At 65.0% G+C, this 18,053-nt stretch carries 17 protein-coding genes; 7 read left to right on the forward strand and 10 right to left on the reverse strand.

All coding sequences use genetic code 11. From position 1 onward, the window contains the following. The first annotated feature begins 134 nt into the window (after positions 1 to 134). Complete coding sequence (locus EV665_RS16795; RefSeq protein ID WP_064334098.1) at positions 135 to 329, forward strand: heavy-metal-associated domain-containing protein; 195 nt, start codon at positions 135 to 137, stop codon at positions 327 to 329. 89 nt (positions 330 to 418) lie between these two features. Then, positions 419 to 736: a CopM family metallochaperone gene (gene copM, locus EV665_RS16800; protein WP_483475611.1), complete on the forward strand. Its 318-nt coding sequence runs from the start codon at positions 419 to 421 to the stop codon at positions 734 to 736. Between the two features lie 312 nt (positions 737 to 1,048). On the opposite strand, the gene chrA is transcribed toward copM, so the two are convergent. From chrA to rocF, 3 genes are all read right to left on the reverse strand, one after another. After that, the gene (chrA, locus tag EV665_RS16805) at positions 1,049 to 2,257 is read right to left on the reverse strand and encodes a chromate efflux transporter (protein WP_133035095.1); all 1,209 of its coding nucleotides are present in this window, start codon (positions 2,255 to 2,257) and stop codon (positions 1,049 to 1,051) included. Between the two features lie 326 nt (positions 2,258 to 2,583). After that, on the reverse strand, positions 2,584 to 3,645 hold the full coding sequence (locus EV665_RS16810) for an ornithine cyclodeaminase (protein ID WP_133034980.1): 1,062 nt from the start codon (positions 3,643 to 3,645) through the stop codon (positions 2,584 to 2,586). Positions 3,646 to 3,671: 26 nt separating this feature from the next. Continuing rightward, on the reverse strand, positions 3,672 to 4,592 hold the full coding sequence (gene rocF, locus EV665_RS16815) for an arginase (RefSeq protein WP_133034981.1): 921 nt from the start codon (positions 4,590 to 4,592) through the stop codon (positions 3,672 to 3,674). 120 nt (positions 4,593 to 4,712) lie between these two features. On the opposite strand from rocF, the gene EV665_RS16820 reads away from it, so the two are divergent. Then, on the forward strand, positions 4,713 to 5,150 hold the full coding sequence (locus tag EV665_RS16820; RefSeq protein ID WP_023517321.1) for an Lrp/AsnC family transcriptional regulator: 438 nt from the start codon (positions 4,713 to 4,715) through the stop codon (positions 5,148 to 5,150). A 32-nt stretch (positions 5,151 to 5,182) separates the two neighbouring features. Here the strand turns inward: EV665_RS16820 and EV665_RS16825 are convergent, their stop codons facing one another. The 5 genes from EV665_RS16825 to ehuR all read right to left on the reverse strand — a co-directional run bounded on the left by EV665_RS16825 (position 5,183) and on the right by ehuR (position 10,668). After that, positions 5,183 to 5,833: a glutathione S-transferase family protein gene (locus tag EV665_RS16825; RefSeq protein ID WP_133034982.1), complete on the reverse strand. Its 651-nt coding sequence runs from the start codon at positions 5,831 to 5,833 to the stop codon at positions 5,183 to 5,185. Positions 5,834 to 5,962: 129 nt separating this feature from the next. Beyond that, positions 5,963 to 7,159 carry a M20 metallopeptidase family protein gene (locus EV665_RS16830; protein ID WP_133034983.1) on the reverse strand — a complete coding sequence of 399 codons (1,197 nt, stop codon included), beginning with the start codon at positions 7,157 to 7,159 and terminating at the stop codon, positions 5,963 to 5,965. Beyond that, positions 7,146 to 8,324, reverse strand: coding sequence for a M24 family metallopeptidase (locus EV665_RS16835; RefSeq protein WP_133034984.1), 1,179 nt, complete (start codon positions 8,322 to 8,324; stop codon positions 7,146 to 7,148). The genes EV665_RS16830 and EV665_RS16835 overlap by 14 nt, the downstream gene beginning before the upstream one ends. A gap of 33 nt (positions 8,325 to 8,357) precedes the next feature. After that, the gene (locus EV665_RS16840) at positions 8,358 to 9,110 is read right to left on the reverse strand and encodes an aspartate racemase/maleate isomerase family protein (RefSeq protein WP_133034985.1); all 753 of its coding nucleotides are present in this window, start codon (positions 9,108 to 9,110) and stop codon (positions 8,358 to 8,360) included. Between the two features lie 175 nt (positions 9,111 to 9,285). Then, entirely contained in the window at positions 9,286 to 10,668 is a 1,383-nt protein-coding gene (gene ehuR, locus EV665_RS16845) for a MocR-like ectoine utilization transcription factor EhuR (RefSeq protein ID WP_133034986.1), read from the reverse strand. A gap of 159 nt (positions 10,669 to 10,827) precedes the next feature. On the opposite strand from ehuR, the gene EV665_RS32360 reads away from it, so the two are divergent. Beyond that, positions 10,828 to 10,977: a hypothetical protein gene (locus EV665_RS32360; RefSeq protein WP_162853089.1), complete on the forward strand. Its 150-nt coding sequence runs from the start codon at positions 10,828 to 10,830 to the stop codon at positions 10,975 to 10,977. Positions 10,978 to 11,201: 224 nt separating this feature from the next. Here the strand turns inward: EV665_RS32360 and EV665_RS16850 are convergent, their stop codons facing one another. Beyond that, on the reverse strand, positions 11,202 to 13,301 hold the full coding sequence (locus EV665_RS16850; RefSeq protein WP_133034987.1) for a methyl-accepting chemotaxis protein: 2,100 nt from the start codon (positions 13,299 to 13,301) through the stop codon (positions 11,202 to 11,204). Positions 13,302 to 13,533: 232 nt separating this feature from the next. Next, positions 13,534 to 14,163 (reverse strand): TetR/AcrR family transcriptional regulator, encoded by a 630-nt coding sequence (locus EV665_RS16855; protein WP_064334089.1) that lies wholly within the window; start codon positions 14,161 to 14,163, stop codon positions 13,534 to 13,536. 143 nt (positions 14,164 to 14,306) lie between these two features. Here EV665_RS16855 and EV665_RS16860 point away from each other — a divergent pair, with 143 nt between their 5' ends. The 3 genes from EV665_RS16860 to EV665_RS16865 all read left to right on the forward strand — a co-directional run bounded on the left by EV665_RS16860 (position 14,307) and on the right by EV665_RS16865 (position 17,808). Continuing rightward, entirely contained in the window at positions 14,307 to 16,343 is a 2,037-nt protein-coding gene (locus EV665_RS16860) for an NADH:flavin oxidoreductase (RefSeq protein ID WP_133034988.1), read from the forward strand. A 465-nt stretch (positions 16,344 to 16,808) separates the two neighbouring features. Further along, on the forward strand, positions 16,809 to 16,976 hold the full coding sequence (locus EV665_RS32365) for a hypothetical protein (RefSeq protein ID WP_162853090.1): 168 nt from the start codon (positions 16,809 to 16,811) through the stop codon (positions 16,974 to 16,976). Positions 16,977 to 17,298: 322 nt separating this feature from the next. Then, positions 17,299 to 17,808: an NUDIX hydrolase gene (locus EV665_RS16865; RefSeq protein ID WP_064334221.1), complete on the forward strand. Its 510-nt coding sequence runs from the start codon at positions 17,299 to 17,301 to the stop codon at positions 17,806 to 17,808. Positions 17,809 to 18,053: the final 245 nt, after the last annotated feature.

The raw sequence follows: 18,053 nt of genomic DNA on the forward strand, positions 1-18,053 counted from the left end.
AATCAGGTTCGGGTGGAAGATGGGGCTTCCAACGATGGGAAGGTCAATAGCAGTTTTTCTTTTTTACGCACTTGACCTTCCCATCGTTGGAAGCCCGATCTTGAGTGCCATGAGACCCAACAAGGAGATTTCTCATGGAACTCAAGATCGAAAGCATGACCTGTGGCGGCTGCGCCAGATCCGTCACCCGGGCAATCCAGTCCGTCGATCCGAATGCCAGGATCGAGGCCGATCCTGCCGCGCGCAGCGTCAAGGTCGAGACGAGCGTAAACCTCGGGACCCTTCGACAGGTCCTCGAAGAGGCCGGATATCCGGCAACTGTGGACTGAACGGGAGCAGGACCATGAACAAGCTCACGCCGATCTTCATCGCAGGCGCCCTCGCCATCAGCGCAGGCCTGACGATTGCACAAAGCCAGATGAAAACGGGCGACGCCATGCAGGGCCACGACATGTCCGGCATGGCGATGCCGGCTTCGGACAGCCCGTCTACGAAAGCCTATGCGATGGCCATGGACGCCATGATGAAAGGCATGATGGTAGACTATACAGGCGATGCCGATGTCGACTTCATGCGCGGCATGATCCCCCACCACCAGGGTGCGATCGACATGGCGAAAGTCGTGCTCGAACACGGCAAGGATCCCGCGGTCCGCAAGCTCGCCGAGGAGGTCGTCAAGGCCCAGGAAGGCGAGATCGCCATGATGAAGAAGTGGCTCGCCGATCGCGGCAAGTGATCGGGATGCCGCAAAACCGCAAGGCACTCGGCTCCGCTATCCGGGGAGCGGACACGGGAATGCTCGCCGCGCTTTGCTGGATGACCTCGGAAGACCACTATCTTGCAACCATGCGCGAAATGATCGTGCCCAAAGTCGGCAGGACTGCGGCTTGGCGCATGCGCAGGCAGGGGATGTTCAAACCCCTGCCGGCTTTCCGGACTTTTGCTGAAGGCGGCGCTTCGGCGACGGCCGGCATTGCCCTCACCTGGCGCAGGAACCGGCGCCCGGACTTAAGAAGCGCGTTTCCTCAAGATCAATGTGCTGGCCTGGTTATGGCGCGACCTGAAGCAGAATCGCGCCCGAAGACATCACGATCACCACGATCCACGGAGGTGCCTTCCAAATCACCAGAAGGAGGAAACCTGCGAGAGCGAGGGCAAAATCCGCCGGTGTCAGCACGGCACTTGTCCAGACCGGGTTGTAGAGCGCTGCCCCCAGTACGCCGACCACGGCGGCATTCGCGCCACGCATTGCAGATTGTGCCGCCGGCAGCCTGCTCAAGCTGCCCCAGAACGGCAGTGTACCGACAAGCAGGAGGAAGCCGGGCAGGAAGATCGCGATCAGGCAGAGCGCTGCTCCCAATACGCCATTCGGGGGCGGCCCCATTACCGCGCCAAGATAGGCGGCAACGGTGAAGAGCGGACCGGGTACGGCTTGCGCAACGCCGTATCCCGCAAGGAACGCGTTTTCCGACACCCAGCCCGGGTGCACGACCTCCGCTTGAAGCAACGGCAGGACCACATGGCCGCCTCCGAACACGAGCGAACCGGATCGATAGAAGGCGTCGAAGAGGTTCAGCCCCTGCGAGCCGCTCGTGGCCGCGATCAATGGCAACAGGACGAGAAGCAGGGCGAAGCCGGCCAGGCACCCAAGCCCGACGGTCTTGGAAACACGAAGCGAGATGGCCCCGCCGGGTCTTTCTTCCGCCTCGCGACAAAGCACGAGCCCGACCAGACCGCCCAGAACGATTGCGGTCAACTGACCGAACACGCCGCCAAATGTGACGGCGGCGACTGCTGCAAGTGCGATTCCTGCTCGTGGCCGGTCAGGCGTCAGCGACTTGGCCATGCCCCAGACGGCCTGGGCGACGACGGCGACCGCGACAAGTTTGAGGCCGTGGAGCAGCGCTTGCCCGGTTGGATTGTCGAGGGCGGCCGCAGCCATGGCAAAGATCACCAGGATCACCGCGGACGGCAGTGTGAAGGCGCTCCACGCGGCAAGCGCGCCCAAGGGACCGCCTCGCATCAGCCCGAGCGCGAAACCGACCTGGCTCGAGGCCGGGCCTGGCAGGAACTGGCAGAGCGCGACGATATCGCCGTATCCCTTTTCGTCGATCCATTTTCGCCGAACCACAAGCTCGTCGCGGAAGTATCCGAGATGGGCGATCGGGCCGCCGAATGATGTCAGGCCGAGCTTCAGGAACGCCGAGAAGACCTCCGATGCCGTCCCCGCAGGACGGGATGCCGCCTGACCTTCCATCACGTCCAAGCCCATTTCTCCACTTCATTCCTCGAACTGCTGCCTTGGAGGTATTCCGTCATCGATGACAACACAATGACGGATTCGCAGGCTCGGGCACCCTCGCTGCCCTGCGCGTGGAGAAAGCGGCTGCAACAAACGCGGCGATGCCAATGGATGATGCGGATGACGCCGGTTGCGGCATCGGGCTGGACTTCGCGTGACGGAGAGGGATCGATCGTCCGTCGCCGGGTGCTTGCCAGCCTTGGCCGGCGATACCGCATCCCATGTCATGGATGGGCCTTGCCGTCCGGCTCGCGATGCGGCGAACCGGACGGCGGCACATATCAGGCTGCGTTGAGCTTCTTCTCGCAGCGCAGCAGCATGCCATAGAGGTCGCGCGGCTCGTCGGGATCGGCGAGCAGGTCGAGTTCCGTGAACATGCCGTGCTCGGCAATCTTCTCCCGCACGTAGCGCAGCGCGGAGAAGTCCTCGATGGCGAAGCCGACGCTGTCGAACAGGGTGATCTGGTCGGCGCTCCTGCGGCCCTCGGTCTCGCCGGTCGTGACCTGCCAGAGTTCGATGACGGGGTGCTCGGCCGGAAGCTGCTGGATTTCGCCTTCGATGCGCGTCTGCGGCGGATATTCGACGAAAATGTCGGAGCGCAGCAGGATGTCCTTGCTGAGCTCGGTCTTGCCGGGGCAGTCGCCGCCGACGGCATTGATGTGGGCGCCGGGGCCGACATGGTTGTCCGAAAGGATCGTCGCATATTGCTTGTCGGCGGTGACGGTGGTGATGATGTCGGCGCCCTCGACGGCTTCTTCGACCGACCGGCACTCCTCAATGGTGAAGCCGAGGCCGGCAAGGTTCTCCGCGCACTTGCGCGTTGCCGACGCGTCGATATCGAAGAGGCGAAGCCTGTCGATCCCGAGAAGCGACTTGAAGGCGCGCGCCTGGAATTCGCTCTGCGCGCCGTTGCCGATGATGGCCATGGTGCGGGAATTCGGCCGCGCCAGGTATTTGGCCGCCACCGCCGAGGTCGCCGCCGTGCGCAGCGCGGTCAGGATGGTCATCTCGGTGAGCAGCATCGGATAGCCGTTGCCGACATCCGACAGCACGCCGAAGGCCGTCACGGTCTGCCGGCCGTCGCGGGTGTTCTTCGGGTGGCCGTTGACATATTTGAAGCCGTAGAGCGTCCCGTCGCTGGTCGGCATCAGTTCGATGACGCCTTCCTTGGAATGGGACGCGACACGCGGGGTCTTGTCGAAGACCGGCCAGCGCCGGAAGTCTTCCTCGATCGTCGCCGCCAGTTCCGTCAGGAACCGGTCGATGCCGACCTTCAGGACCAGCTTCATCATGTGGTCCACGCTGACGAACGGAACCACGTTCAATTTCGGATCAGTGTTCATTTTCCCTCCAACCAGGAACAGCCGGCTCAGCCTGCAAGCGTCGGGCGATCCATCACCCGCTTGCCCATCAGGCTGGCAACAAGATCGACGAGCAGCTTTGCGGTCTTGCCGCGTTCGTCGAGGAACGGATTGAGTTCGACGATGTCGAGGCTCGTCACCAGGTCGCTGTCATGCAGCATTTCCATGATCAGGTGCGCCTCGCGGAACGTCGCCCCGCCCGGCACGGTGGTGCCGACGGCCGGCGCGATATCCGGCTCCAGGAAATCGACGTCGAAGCTGACATGCAGGAGGCCGTTTGCGGCCCGGACCCGCTCGATGAAGGTGCGCACGAGGACGCCGACGCCGTGCTCGTCGATCACGCGCATGTCGTGGACCGTGATGCCGGTCTTCCGGATGGCGGCCTGTTCGGCGGGATCGACGCTGCGGATGCCGATCATGCAGACATTTTCCGTGGGCACGGCATGGGCGAGCGCCGGGAAGTAGCCGTCGAAGCCGGCCTGGCCGGTATAGTAGGCGACGGGGGTGCCGTGCAGGTTGCCGCTGGCGGTTGTTTCAAGACTATGGAAATCCGTATGGGCGTCCAGCCAGAGCACGAAGAGCGGCCGGCCGCGTTCGGCAGCGCGGCGCGCAAGGCCCGGAACGGTGCCGGCGGATATCGCATGGTCGCCGCCGAGGAAGATCGGCATGCCGGCCTTGCCGTGCTCGTAGGCCGCGGCCGACAGCGCTTCCACCCAGGCGACTGTCTCGCCGAGATGATGCACGGCGGCGTTCGGATGCGGCATCTCGTCGAAGGTGCGGGGTGTGAGGTTGCCGATGTCCTTCACCGTGTGACCCAGTTCCTCCAGCGCCGTGCGAAGGCCGGCGATGCGAAGGGCGCTCGGCCCCATCTCGCAGCCAAGCTGCCCTGCACCGATTTGCAAGGGCGCGCCGATCAGCGTGCACTCCATGACTTAACTCCTCATTGTTTTTCCAGATTCTAGAAGCCCCGAACGGCAGATTGAATATTGAATTTTGGCATCTCGGAATGCCATATTGATCATAATGAGAAGCCAGGAAACCAGATTGGCATGGACGAGCTCGACCAGAAGATCGTGACGCTGCTGCGCGGCAACGGGCGCAGGAGCGTTTCGGACCTCGCTTTGGAAACCGGGGCGTCGCGGGCGACCGTGCGTGCGCGCATCGAGCGGATGGAGCAGGACGGAACCATCCTCGGCTATACGGTGATGCTGCGTGCCGATGCTCTCGAAGATGTCGTTCGCGGTGTCATGACGATCGAGATCGAAGGCCATGTGACCGATCGTGTGATCCGCACGCTCGGCGGGTTCGCCGAGATTTCCCAGATCCACACGACGAACGGCCGGTGGGACCTGCTGGTGGAGCTCAGTGCCTCGAGCCTTGCAGAGTTCGACGCCGTCCTGCGCAAGATCCGCCTCGTGCCGGGCATCACGGGCAGTGAAACGAGCATCCTCCTCTCCACGCCGCGCTCGACGAGGGCGAAACTGTAGCGGCCGGAATCCGCAGGATGGACCGACTTCGATCAGTTGGAGGAAGCGGCAGTAAACACCGCCCGTTGCGCGTCGAAGGCCCGCTTGTAGGCGGGGCGATCCTTGCCGCGGGCGATATAGGCGGAAAGGACCGGATAATCGTCCAATATGCCCGATCCCTCCAGCCTGCGCAGGACGGTCACCATGAGAAGGTCGCCGGCACTGAAGGCGCCGTCGAGCCAGTCGGCATCGCCGAGCCGGCGGGAGAGTTCGTCCAGCCGTACGCGGATACGGCCCTCCAGGATCGGCAGGCGCTCCGCATACCAGGGTTTGTCGCGTTCCGCATAGCCCGGTATTTCGTAGTCGAGGATCGGCGGCTCCACCGTGCTGAGCGCGGCGAACATCCAGGCGATCGCCCGCGCCCGCGCATTGGCATCGTCCGGCAGCAGGCCTGCATGGCGCTCGGCGATGTGGAACACGATGCCTCCCGATTCGAACAGGACGAGATCGCCGTCCTCATAGGTCGGGATCTGCCCGAAGGGATGAAGCGCAAGATGCGCGGGCTCTTTCATGTCCTTGAACGTGAGGAGACGAACCGCGTAAGGCTGGCCCACCTCCTCGAGCGCCCAGCGAACGCGCATGTCACGCGCCAGACCCCGGCCGCGATCGGGCGATTGGGCAAAGGCGGTTATGGTGATCGTCATGTTGTCCTCCATAGCATGTCTGCTTGAAGACGACCGGCTGGACGGGATTCCGACACATCTGCCCGGGATACCTTTCGCCGTTCCGGCCATGAGGCCCGCTGGCGCGGCAAGGCCGGCCTCGCGTCTTCCTTACTCCATCGTCTTCAGGAAGCTTTCGGCCGTGGCGCAAAGCACCGCGGCACCCTGCGGCAGGGCGGCCTCGTCGATGCGGAATTGCGGATGGTGCAGGGGATGGATCGCGCCGGCCGCCTCGTTGCGGATGCCCAAGCGGAAATAGACCGACGGGCATTTCTCGCTGTAGAAGGCGAAGTCGTCGGCAGCGGTCCAGCCGGGCGCCGACAGCACATTGTCCGGCCCGACGATCGCCCTGCCGGCCTGCCGGACGAGTTCGACCATTTCCGGCGCATTGACGACGGGCGGCTCGCCCCGTTGCAGGTCGACCGCGACCGTCGCGCCGTGCGTCGCCGCCACCCCTTCCAGGACCTGTCGCAGCCGTCGCCACGCCTTTTGCCGGGTTTCCTCGTGGCCGCTGCGGATGGTGCCCTTCAGCCGGGCCTCGGCGGCGATCACATTGTAGGCGCCGCCGCCCTCGATACCCGTGACGGAAATCACCAGGGGATCGTAGGGATCGATCTCCCGCGCGACGATCTTCTGCAGTTCCGTCACCATCGAGCAGGCGACGGCGATGGCGTCGATGCCGTCGGAGGGCCGGGCGGCATGCGCGGAATTTCCGGTCACGACGACGTCGAAGATATCGCAGGCCAGCGTATAGGGGCCGGCGCCGACCGCGATCCTGCCGGTCGGGGTATAGGGATCGACATGGATGCCGATCGCCGCGTCGACGTCGTCGAGAAGGCCTTCCGCGACGACCCGCCGTCCGCCGAGCGGTTCCGCCTCCTCGGCAGGCTGGAAGATCAGCCGCACGGTGCCGCTGAAGGATTGCCGGCGCCTGTCCAGCAGAATGGCGGCGGCGTAGCCCATGGCTGCGTGCGCGTCATGGCCGCAGGCATGCATCACACCCGGCTTCTCGGAGGTGAAGGGCTCGCCCGACATCTCGACAATCGGCAGCGCGTCGATATCGGCGCGGATGACGACCTTGCGGTTGGAGGGGCCGGCCGTGCCGACGATGTCGACGGCAAGGCCGAAGCCGGCGACCGGCCGGACCGGGCCGAGCCCCGCCTCCTCCAGCGCCTGCTTCAGATAGGCCTGCGTCTCGCGCTCCGCATTGGAAAGCTCCGGATTGCGGTGGAGGTGGCGGCGGATCTCGATCATCCGCCGCGCGAGGGCCGCGTCCACTGCCGCCGTGCCGGGCTCAGGCCTTGACATGGATGTCCCGGGGGAAGCTGGTCAGCGTCTCGCAGCCGGTTTCGGTGACGAGGATCGTCTCGCTCACCTCGATGCCCCAGCCGTCCATCCACATGCCGAGGATGGAGTGCAGCACGTTGCCGGGCTTCAGGACGGTCGTGTCGCCGGGGCGCAGGCTGATCGTGTGCTCGCCCCAATCCGGCGGGTAGGCGACGCCGATCGAGTAGCCGATGCGCGATTCCTTCTTGAGGCCATGGCGCTCGATGACCCGCCGCCAGCTTGCCTCGACCGCCTCGGCGGTCACGCCCGGCCTGATGCTGGCGAGGACGGCCTCCATGCCCTCAAGGACGGCCCTGCTCGTGTCGCTTACCTTGGCCGGCATCCTGCCAAGCTGGAGGGTTCGCGCAAGGCCGGCCGTGTAGCGGCGGACGACGCCGGCAAGTTCGAGCGCGACGGTCTCGTTCTCGCCGAAGCGGCGGTCGCTCCACATGACATGCGGCGCGGAGGCATTTTCTCCCGCGAGGATGGTCGGGGGCAGGGCGGTGATGTCGCCGGCAAAGTCCGGCGCGCCGGCAACCTGGGCGGCCTGGATCCGGGCGATCGCGTCGCATTCGCGCACGCCCGGCGCGATGGCGTCATAGGCCGCGCGCACCGCGGCCTCGGCAAGGCGCGAGGCCTTGCGCAGATAGTCGACCTCGGCCGGCGACTTGACGCTGCGGATCCAGTTCACCAGCAGGTCGGCGTCGTGGAAGGTGGCGTTCGGCAGGCCCGCGGTCAGGCGGGCATGGGCCTTCGGCGAATAATAATAGGCTTCCAGCTCGATGCCGATATTGCCGCCGCCCCAGCCCTTCCGGCTGATCCAGGCGGCAATCCAGTCCATCGGGTGGCGGTCGGCCCGCTGGACATGGTCCTCCGGGAAGCCGACGATGTTTTCCGGCTTCATCCAGGCCGTCAGCAGGCCGCCGGCGGCATCCATGGCGCGGCCGATCCAGACCGGCTCCTCATCGACGAGCGGCACCAGCACGACCTGGGGCGTATAGAAGGACCAGCCGTCATAGCCGGTGATGTAATGCTGGTTGGCGACATCGTTGACGACGAGGAGGTCGAGGTTGCGTCGCGCCATCTCCGCGCGGATGGCCTGGAGCCGGGCTCTGTACTCGGAAAGGGCGAAGGGTAGTTCGATCATGAGAGAGGCATCCTGATTGACGAAACGGGAATGTCAGGCGGTCGCGAGCAGGCGGCATGCGGCCTTCGGATCGGGCGCGATGCCGCACTGCCGCAGGCTGGCCCAGGCGGCCGCCAGATTGCTGGTGACGACCGGCAGGCCGGTCTGCCGTTCGATCTCGGGGGCGCATTGCGCCGCGCGCAGCGCCGTGCAGGCGATGAAGAGGGCTTCGGCGCCGTCAGTGGCGATGCCCGCCGCGAGCCGGACGATCTCCGCCTGCGGCAGGCGCGCCATGTCACGATCGTCTTCCATGCCGAGGCAGACGAGGCGATTGACGGCAAAGCCGTTCGCTTCGAAATAGGCCTGCATGGGTTCGGCCGTCTGGCGGATGTAGGGTGTCAGGATGCTGATGTGCCGCGCCTTCAGGGCACGCAGCGCCAGGACGGCCGCGCCGGCCGGCGTGATGACGGCTGCGCCCGGCTTGCCCTCGCGGATGGCGGCCGCGACAGCCTCTTCGCCGATGACGACCGAGGCCGAGGTGCAGCCATAGACGACGGCGTCGAGCGCCTCGCCCGGCAAAAGCAGGGCCGCCGCCGTGGCAAGATGGGGATGCATCGCGCGAAGGTTCTCCGGTGTCGTGGGGTTCGCATAGCCGACGCGTGTCACATGCACGGCGATGTCGTCGCTGGCGACGAGCCGGCGGAAGTCCGCTTCCACTGTATGGTCCGTGGCGAGCGCGATCAGGCCGATGCGCCGGGCCGCGGCGCGAGCCTCCAAGGCCGATTGATGCTGGATCTCCTCGATCATGCGCGCTCTCCCGCTATGGGTGTCGCCATTCAGCCGCGCGGAGGAATGCATGTCAATCTGGGAAAAAGACACATGTCAATTTCCGGCGCGTGTCGTGCAAAGCGCCTGGCGGTCTTGCGACGACGAGATGCGCGAAGCAAAGGCGCTGAAACGCAAGGAGAAGGACCACAGCGTTTTAGGGTGCCAGGACACTTCGGTCGGGCGCGGCGCGCAGCAGCGAGGCGAGGATGTCGAGGCCGGCGCGCAGTTCATCAGCCTCGGTTGCGCCGAGCGATACCCGGACGGCGCCCGCCGGCGCGCCGGACAGGGAGAAGGGCGTGCTTGGCGCGACCGCCACGCCGCGGACGCGCGCCTGAGAAACGAAGGCGGGCTCATCGTGTTCCGGCGGAAGCGGCAGCCAGAGATGAAGCCCCTCGGGATGTGCGCGGTATGCGGTGCCATGAAGCACCGCGGAGACGATCCGGTGCCGCTGGTCGAGGGCGTTGCGCTGCCAGTCCACCAGCGCCTGCATCGTGCCGTCGGAGAGCCACAAAGTGGCGATCTCGGCCATGACGGGCGTCGCCATCCAGTTCGCCATCAGGTGCCGGTTGGCGATCGTGGCGGCAAGATGATCCGGCGCGGCGACATAGCCGATCCGGAGGCCGGGAAGGGCGACCTTGCTGAAACTGGTTATATAGACCGTCCGTTCCGGCGCCAGCGCCGCGATGGGGCGCGGCCGGCGGGAGAGGAGCGGGCCGAACACGTCGTTTTCGATGATCGTCACGTCATGTCTGCGCGCCGTCTCGGCGATGGCGCGGCGCCGGCCTTCCGACATCAGCGAAGCGGTCGGGTTGGCGAGATTGGGCTGGAGGGCGACCACGCGCACCTCCTCCCTGCGGCAAGCCTCCTCCAGCGCTTCGGGAACCATGCCGTCCGCGTCCGCGACGATCGGGCGGACCCGGATGCCGAGATAGTCCGCGAGCGGCCGGATGACATGGTAGCAGACCTCCTCGGCGGCAAGGATCGCGCCTGGGCCTGCTGCGGACAAGAGGGCGATGGTAAAGGCCGAGGAGGCCCCGTTCGTCACGAGCAGGTTGCGCGGCGCGGTTTCGACGCCGAGCATGGAGAGCCACGCGGCGGCGGCCTCATTGTGCCGCGGAAAGGTGGTGTTGGGCCGGAAGGACAGGGCTGCGGCAGGCGGAAGGCCGTCGCCGAGCCGGTGCAGGGCATCCTTCATCCGCTCGAGGTGAAAGGGCGTGCAGACGGGCGTGACGATCGAAAGGTCGATCTCGTTCGCCAGCCGCTCCGCGATATAGGGCGACTGGGGCACGGAGCCGCCTGCCTTGACATAGGTGCCCCGACCGACCTCGCCCGAAACCAGCCCGCGGCGGGCAAGCATGTCATAGGCCTTGCTCACCGTCTGGATCGAAATCTTCAGGTCATAGGCAAGATCACGATGCGGCGGCAGCTTGTCATTCTCGGCAAGCCGGCCGCTCTTGATCGCCGCCGTGAACTGGTCCGCGAGAGAGATATAGACGGGCCGCCGCAACTGGCCGGGATCGGGGTGCCATTTTGTCATGCATTCTTGTCGGCCAAATGCATGGCAATTTCAATCGGCAACGACATTGCCCGCCTCACGGCTGCGAAGCACATGCCCTTTCATGTCGCGGCGCTAAATTGTCACGTCGCGCTCCGCATTAAAGTGGTATATAATTTGCCACATTAACAGGAGAGGCCCATGAACAAGGAAGAAACCCGCAAGCCCCTGGTGTTTTCCGGCGAGCACGTCAGCGGCCGGGACGTCAATGGCAGCAGCCTGATGCCGATGCTCGTCGTCGGGCTGGTTCTGATTGCGGTCGGCTATGCGGGCGTGATGGTCTTCGTCTAATCGGGACAAAAAGGGCGGCATGATCAGCCGCGCCCGCTTTCACTGCCATGGCGGCTGCTTCCGTCGCGGTTGCGGATATCCGCGCCGAATCCCGCCTGTATTCACCATGTTCAAGGGGCGCCAAGACCGGTGGCGCGCCGGCCCTGCGTGGCGGATTTTCCAGGGCAAGAAAAAGCCCCCTGCAGTTGCTGCGGGGGGCTTAATGCGGCTAGGCGTGGTGTCCGTCAGGCGGCGAAGGCCTGGCGTGCAGCCTGCGGCACGTTGCGTGCCCTGTCGAGGCGGAACTGGGCGAGCAGGGCGGTCAGCGCGGCCGCCTCGCTGGCAAGGCCGTGGCTGGCGGCGGTCTGTTCCTCCACCATGGCGGCGTTCTGCTGCGTGCCCTGGTCCATCGTGTTGACGGCGGTGTTGATTTCCTGCAGGCCGGTCGACTGCTCGCGGGCGGCCAGGACGATGGCGTTCACATGGCCGTTGATCTCCTGCACCTCGCGCACGATGGCCTCCAGCGCGGCGCCCGTCTCGTCGACGAGCGAGACGCCGGAACGGACCTGTTCCCCGGACGCCGTGATCAGCGCCTTGATCTCTTTCGCGGCATTGGCCGAGCGCTGGGCGAGCTCGCGCACTTCCTGCGCGACGACGGCAAAGCCCTTGCCCGCTTCGCCCGCGCGGGCCGCTTCCACGCCGGCATTGAGCGCGAGAAGGTTGGTCTGGAAGGCGATGTCGTCGATGACGCCGATGATGTTGGAAATCTCGTGCGAGGACTTTTCGATGCCCTGCATGGCCGAGACGGCGCGGCGCACCACCTCGCCGGACTTCTCCGCGCCCTGACGAGTGCGCGAGACGAGCGAGCCGACCTCCTCGGCGCGATGGGTGGAGTCCTTCACGGTGGTGGTGATCTCCTCCAGCGCGGCGGCGGTTTCCTCGACGGAAGCCGCCTGCTGCTCCGTGCGTCGGGCGAGCGCGTCGGCGGAGCCGCGGATCTCGTTCGCGCCGCCGTCGATCGCCAGCGCCTTCTCGCCGACCGTCGACATGGCCTGGTGCAGGCGGGTGACGGAGTTGTTGAAGTCGATGCGCAGGCGGTCGAGATCGCCGGCAAAGGGGGTGTCGATGCGCGAGACGAGGTCGCCGTCGGCAAGACGGCCCAGCGCATCGGCGACCGTGTGGACGGCCAGGGCGACGGTCTCGGCCTCCTGCGCCTTGATCGCGTCGCGCTCGCGCCGCTCCTGTTCGCTCAGGGTCTGGTTCTCTTCCGCCGCACGGGCGAGGCGCGCACGCTCGATGATGTTTTCGCGGAAGACGGTGACGGCAGCCGCCATCTGGCCGATTTCGTCGCTGCGGCCTGCCTCCGGGATGTCCTCGGAAACGTCGCCGCGCGCCAGCTTGCTCATCATGCCGGTCATGCGCACCACCGGCCGCACGACGAGGCTGGACAGAAGCAGGGCGAGGACGCCGATCATGGCGAGAACGCCGACGACGGTGGCGATGGTGGCGGCGATGCGGAATTCGGAAATGCCGGCATAGGCCATGTCGCGGTCGACGATCAGGCAGAGATACCAGCTATCGATCACCGGCAGGCCCGTGACCTGCACGAAGCGCACGAGGACGCGCTTGCCGTCGAGCTCGGTTTCCGTCAGCCCGGTCGCCTCGATCGACGGGGTCTCCTGCGGGAAGACCTCGGTCAGGGGCTTGGCGACCAGATCGCCATTGGGATGGACGAGAACCGTGCCGGACTTGTTGACGAGGAAGGCGGAGCCCATGCCGCCGAGATCGACCTCGCCGATCATGCCGAGCAGGCCCTGCAGGGGGAAGTCGGTGCCGGCGATGCCGAGCAGCTTGCCGTCACGCTTGACCGGGGCGGTGGCGCTGATCACCAGCTTCTGCGAGGCGGAATCGACATAGGGATCGGTCAGCACCGGCGCGTCGAGCCTGACGGTATCCTTGTACCAGCCGCGCTTGCGCGGGTCGTAGCCTGCCGGCATCGTCGCGGCGGGAATACGGGTCATGGTGCCGTCCTCGCCGCCGAAATAGACGAGGGCGAATTCGCGGCTGAGCAGCGCGTTGTCGAAACCCTTCAGGATCTCCTCGGCATTCTCCGCCCGGGCGACGCCGGCGCCGGCGAGCTCGGTCAGCATGACGCGGGCATTCAGCCAGTTGGCAATGCCGGTGGCCGCCAGCTCGCCGGCGGATTCGATCTCGGAGGCCGCTTCCCTGGAGAGCGTGTTTCGCTGGAGACTGTCGATATAGACCGAAAAGCCGCAGAAGGCCGCGATGACGGCGAGCGAGGCGGCCTGAAGAATTTTGGTCATGAGATTGAAACGTGTGCTCAAGGAAACCCCCCAGTATTCCATCGCCGAACCGCACGCGTCTTGCGGGCACGGGCTCGGCACAGCAGATGTCAGGAAAAACGCGCCTTCATGGCAGCCGGCGCGAGAACCGCGCGCTTGCGATCGGTAAAATTGAACAGAGTTCGTTAAGACGAGCCTAAGGCGGAGGCATTTGTCTGGCCTGACGGCGAAATAAGGACGAGCCGACGTGCCTGTCCTGTGCCAGGCCCTGCGCTCAGTCCGGCTTATAGCCGTGCCGGGCAAAGAAGCGGTCGAGTTCCCGTTTCCGGGGGATCTCTCCGGTATAGATCGCGATATAGTCGGGGATGCGCTTCATGCGCAGCGCGATGTCTTCCGTCGATTGCATCGAGATATACCCGATCTGGACGAGATAGGTCGTTCGCGCACGAACGTCCGCCGGGCCCTCGTCATAGCCGAACCGCACGAACATGCGGCCGATCGCCTCTATTCTCGCCTGGTCGGCCGCCTGCACCTCCGCCAGGATGTCCGGCGATTGCAGCGCCCAGCTGCGCACGGCGAATTCGAACTGGGAATCGAACAGGTCCTTGTTCAGCCAGCAGTCGAAGACGTTGAGCATCGCTTCGGCAAGCGTTTCCGCATAGGCCTCGGACTGCTTCACGAGATTGCCCGTGTTCTTCTCCCGCCAGCGCGCGATGAGGGCACCCAGCAGCTCCTCCCGGTCCTTGAAGAACCAGTAGAAGCTGGTGCGGGACAGATTGAGCCGCTTGGCGAGCGGCAGGATCTTCACCGATTCCACGCCGGATTCGAGCAGGCAGTCGTAGGCGGCCTCCAGCCACCCTTCCGGGGAGCCGCGCCAGCCGCTGTCACTCGTCGCCTGTTCCATGGTGCCTCCTAACAAATTCGGCATGTCGCGGCAAGCAGAATGTACACTTATGTCGATAATATTGACTATAGTGTTTTGGGCGTTGACACATGTGTACATTTTCTCTTACCGTTCGTGAAAGTCCCCAGTCCGGAGCCCGTCGCATGTCGAACGATCCCCTGCTTCAGCCCTATCAGTTGAAGCACCTGACCCTGCGCAACCGCATCATCGTCACCTCGCACGAGCCGGCCTATCCCGAGGACGGCATGCCGAAGGGCCGCTACCGGGCCTATACGGTGGAACGGGCGCGCGGCGGCGTGGCGCTGACGATGACGGCCGGATCCGCCGCCGTCTCGAAGGACAGTCCGCCGGTCTTCAACAACCTGCTCGCCTACAAGGACGAGATCGTGCCGTGGATCCGGGAAATGACCGACGCCGTGCATGAAGCGGGGGCGGCGATCATGATCCAGCTCACCCATCTCGGCCGCCGCACGCGCTGGGACAAGGGCGACTGGCTGCCCGTCCTTGCGCCTTCCCATCATCGTGAGGCCGCGCACCGCGCCTTTCCCAAGAAGCTGGAAGACTGGGACATCGCGCGCATCATCAAGGATTTCGCCGATGCGGCCGAGCGCATGAAGGCGGGCGGCATGGACGGGGTCGAGCTGGAGGCCTATGGCCACCTCATCGACCAGTTCACCTCGCCGCTGACCAACGAGCTCGACGGCCCCTATGGCGGCTCGCTCGACAACCGCCTGCGCTTCTGTTTCGACGTGTTCAGGGCGATGCGCGAAAGGGTGGGCGAGGATTTCATCCTCGGCGTGCGCTACACGGCCGACGAATGTCTTCCCGGCGGGACCGGAAAGGCCGAGGGCCTGGAAATCTCCCGTCGTCTCAAGGAAAGTGGTCTCATCGATTACCTGAACGTCATCCGCGGCCATATCGATACGGATCCGGGCCTGACGGATGTCATCCCGATCCAGGGCATGGCAAGCGCGCCGCATCTGGATTTCGCCGGCGACATCCGCGCCGCCACCAGGTTCCCGACCTTCCATGCGGCGAAGATCCAGGATGTCGCGACGGCGCGTCATGCGATCGCCGCCGGCAAGGTCGACATGATCGGCATGACCCGCGCCCACATGACCGACCCGCATATCGTGCGCAAGATCATCGAAAAGCGCGAGGACGACATCCGTCCCTGTGTCGGCGCGAATTACTGTCTCGACCGCATCTACCAGGGCGGCCTTGCCTTCTGCATCCACAATGCGGCGACCGGCCGCGAGGAGACGATGCCGCATGCGATCCCGAAGGCGGCGGTGCGCAGGAAGGTGGTGATCGTCGGCGCCGGCCCGGCCGGCCTCGAAGCAGCGCGGGTCGCCGCCGAGCGCGGCCACGAGGTGGTGGTGTTCGAGGCGGCGAGCGATCCGGGCGGCCAGATCCGACTGACGGCGCAGAGCGAGCGGCGGCGCGAGATGATCGGCATCATCGACTGGCGCATGAGCCAATGCGAGAAGCACGGCGTGACCTTCCACTTCAACAGCTGGGCCGAGGCGGACACGATCCTTGCCGAAAACCCCGATGTCGTGATCGTCGCGACGGGTGGCCTGCCGCATACCGAGGTTCTTTCGAAGGGCAACGAACTCGTGGTCTCCTCCTGGGACATCATTTCCGGCGACGTGAAGCCGGGCACCAACGTGCTCGTCTATGACGATGCCGGCGACCATGCCGGCCTGCAGGCGGCCGAACTGATCGCCAAGGCGGGCGGCAAGGTAGAGATCATGACGCCGGACCGTGCCTTCGCGCCCGAGGTCATGGCCATGAACCTCGTTCCCTATATGCGCGCGCTGCAGAAGCTCGACACGACCTTCACCGTCACCTACCGGCTGGAGGCGGCGGAGAGGAGCGGCAACCAGATCATCGCCCATGTTGGCAGCGACTACGGCGGTGTCAGCAAGCAGCGCACGGTCGACCAGATCGTCGTCAACCACGGCACCATCCCGCTGGACGATCTCTATTTCGAGCTGAAGCCGGGCTCGAAGAACCTCGGCGAGGTCTCCTATGACGACCTGATTGCCGGCGCGCCGCAGACGGTCACGCGCAATCCCGACGGCACCTACCAGCTTTTCCGCATCGGCGACGCCGTTGCCGCCCGCAACACACATGCGGCCATCTACGATGCGCTGCGCCTTGCCAAGGATATCTGACCGCGGTGCGTGCGGATGTCTTGCAGGGTCTCCCGGTGCCTTGATCCGGTCGGATTCGGTGCACACCCTCGGTGTGCCTCCGGCTTGGCGTCCACAAACTGGTTGACAATGCGCTTTACCGCTGTCTTCTTCCTGGGCGTGGTGCCGAAGCAGTAAGACTTGCGCGGACAGCCATCGCCTTCGTTTCCCTGAAGAACAGGCGAAACAGAAACGTTCGGGACCGTTCGATGCCGGCAATTGTTGCCATCAATCGTATGATGGAATTCTTTTCCAGCCTGGCCCTTGGCTAGCGAGCGGCCGCTTTTCTGCATCCATTGACGGGATGGATTACTCGGAACGTTGAATCTATTCGCTGAAGCGGCCGGGCTCCAGCCTCCTTGCGCGTGCCAAGGCCGCGTCGAGGACCCTCGTGCTGGTCCCGATACGCCATCTCAAATCACGAAAATGCACTGGAAAGGATGGGATATGAAACGCATCGATCTCCTGGCGCGCCTCAAAGCGGTCGAAGGCGATGATCTCTACAGGGGCAAGCGCATTGGTTCCCTCAGCGCCTATATGAGCGACGAGCAGCTCGAAAAGCACATATGCGCTCTGGAGGATCGGCTGCATGCGGACCGCCCGCGGTCGGACTGAAGAGTGCGACGCCTCGATCAGTGCCTCCAGCGAATAGTTGCGGCCTCCGGCCGGATGCCGGCCGAGGCGACCTGCGTGCCGTCGATTGCGAAATGTGCGGGAAGGCGACCGACCCAGCCCATGCGGCGGGCCGGATTGCGTCTCGTCGCGTTCGACGATGTTGATCGGCAGGCTTACCGACGAATTCCGCGACATGATCAAGCGCAGCTGGTTCCGCGATGCCTGGTTCCAGATGGTCGTCGGCTGAGGGCGCGCCTTTGACATGGTGGGCAACTCGTCATAGGTTTCGCCCCCATTTTGCGATGCTTTGGCGGCAAGAACCCTGAAAACGACCAAGAAGACCAAGGCGCAGAAGAGCCGCAGGCCCAAGACCCTTCTGCAGAAGCTGGCGGCTACCCCCGAAAAGCTGTTTTCGGGGGCGTTTCGCCAGCAATATGCTGCCCTGTGTTTCCGCAGCGCGCCTGAAGGCGCCGGGATCGAGATCCTCGTGGTGACCTCGCGCGATACCGGTCGCTGGATCATTCCCAAGGGCTGGCCGATGAAGGGCAGGAAGCCATATGAGGCAGCTGCGATCGAAGCCTTCCAGGAGGCCGGCATTCGCGGAAAGGTCCGCAAGAAGCCGATTGGTCGCTACACCTATCTGAAACTGCTGGACGACGGCGACGTGGCGCCCTGCATCGTCGATGTGTTCCAGATCGAAGCCACCGAGCTTGCCACGAAATTCAAGGAAAAGGGCGAGCGCCAGCTTGCCTGGGTCAGTCCGGACGAAGCGGCGTGGCGCGTGCGTGAAATCGAGCTCAAGTCGCTGCTGGTCGAGTTCAAGCCCCGCTGAGGCCGCCCTGTCGCGCGGCTGGTGTCATGCCGCGCAGGCGCGGGCGTTCGCACAATGGCGAAGGAGGCATTGACGAGCTTGCCGTGCGCTCGCGGAAACAGAGAAGAGCCTTGTCCATCAGCATTTGTCGAGGGAGATGGGGACGAGGCGGTTGTCCTGGCGGAACCCGGTGGCGGAGACGAGGCCGTCCCCGCCACCGGCCGCCACGATCTTGGGGACCGCCTCCCGGTCTTCCGAAGTCGCTG

Source organism: Shinella granuli, assembly GCF_004341885.1.
Taxonomy (GTDB): domain Bacteria; phylum Pseudomonadota; class Alphaproteobacteria; order Rhizobiales; family Rhizobiaceae; genus Shinella; species Shinella granuli.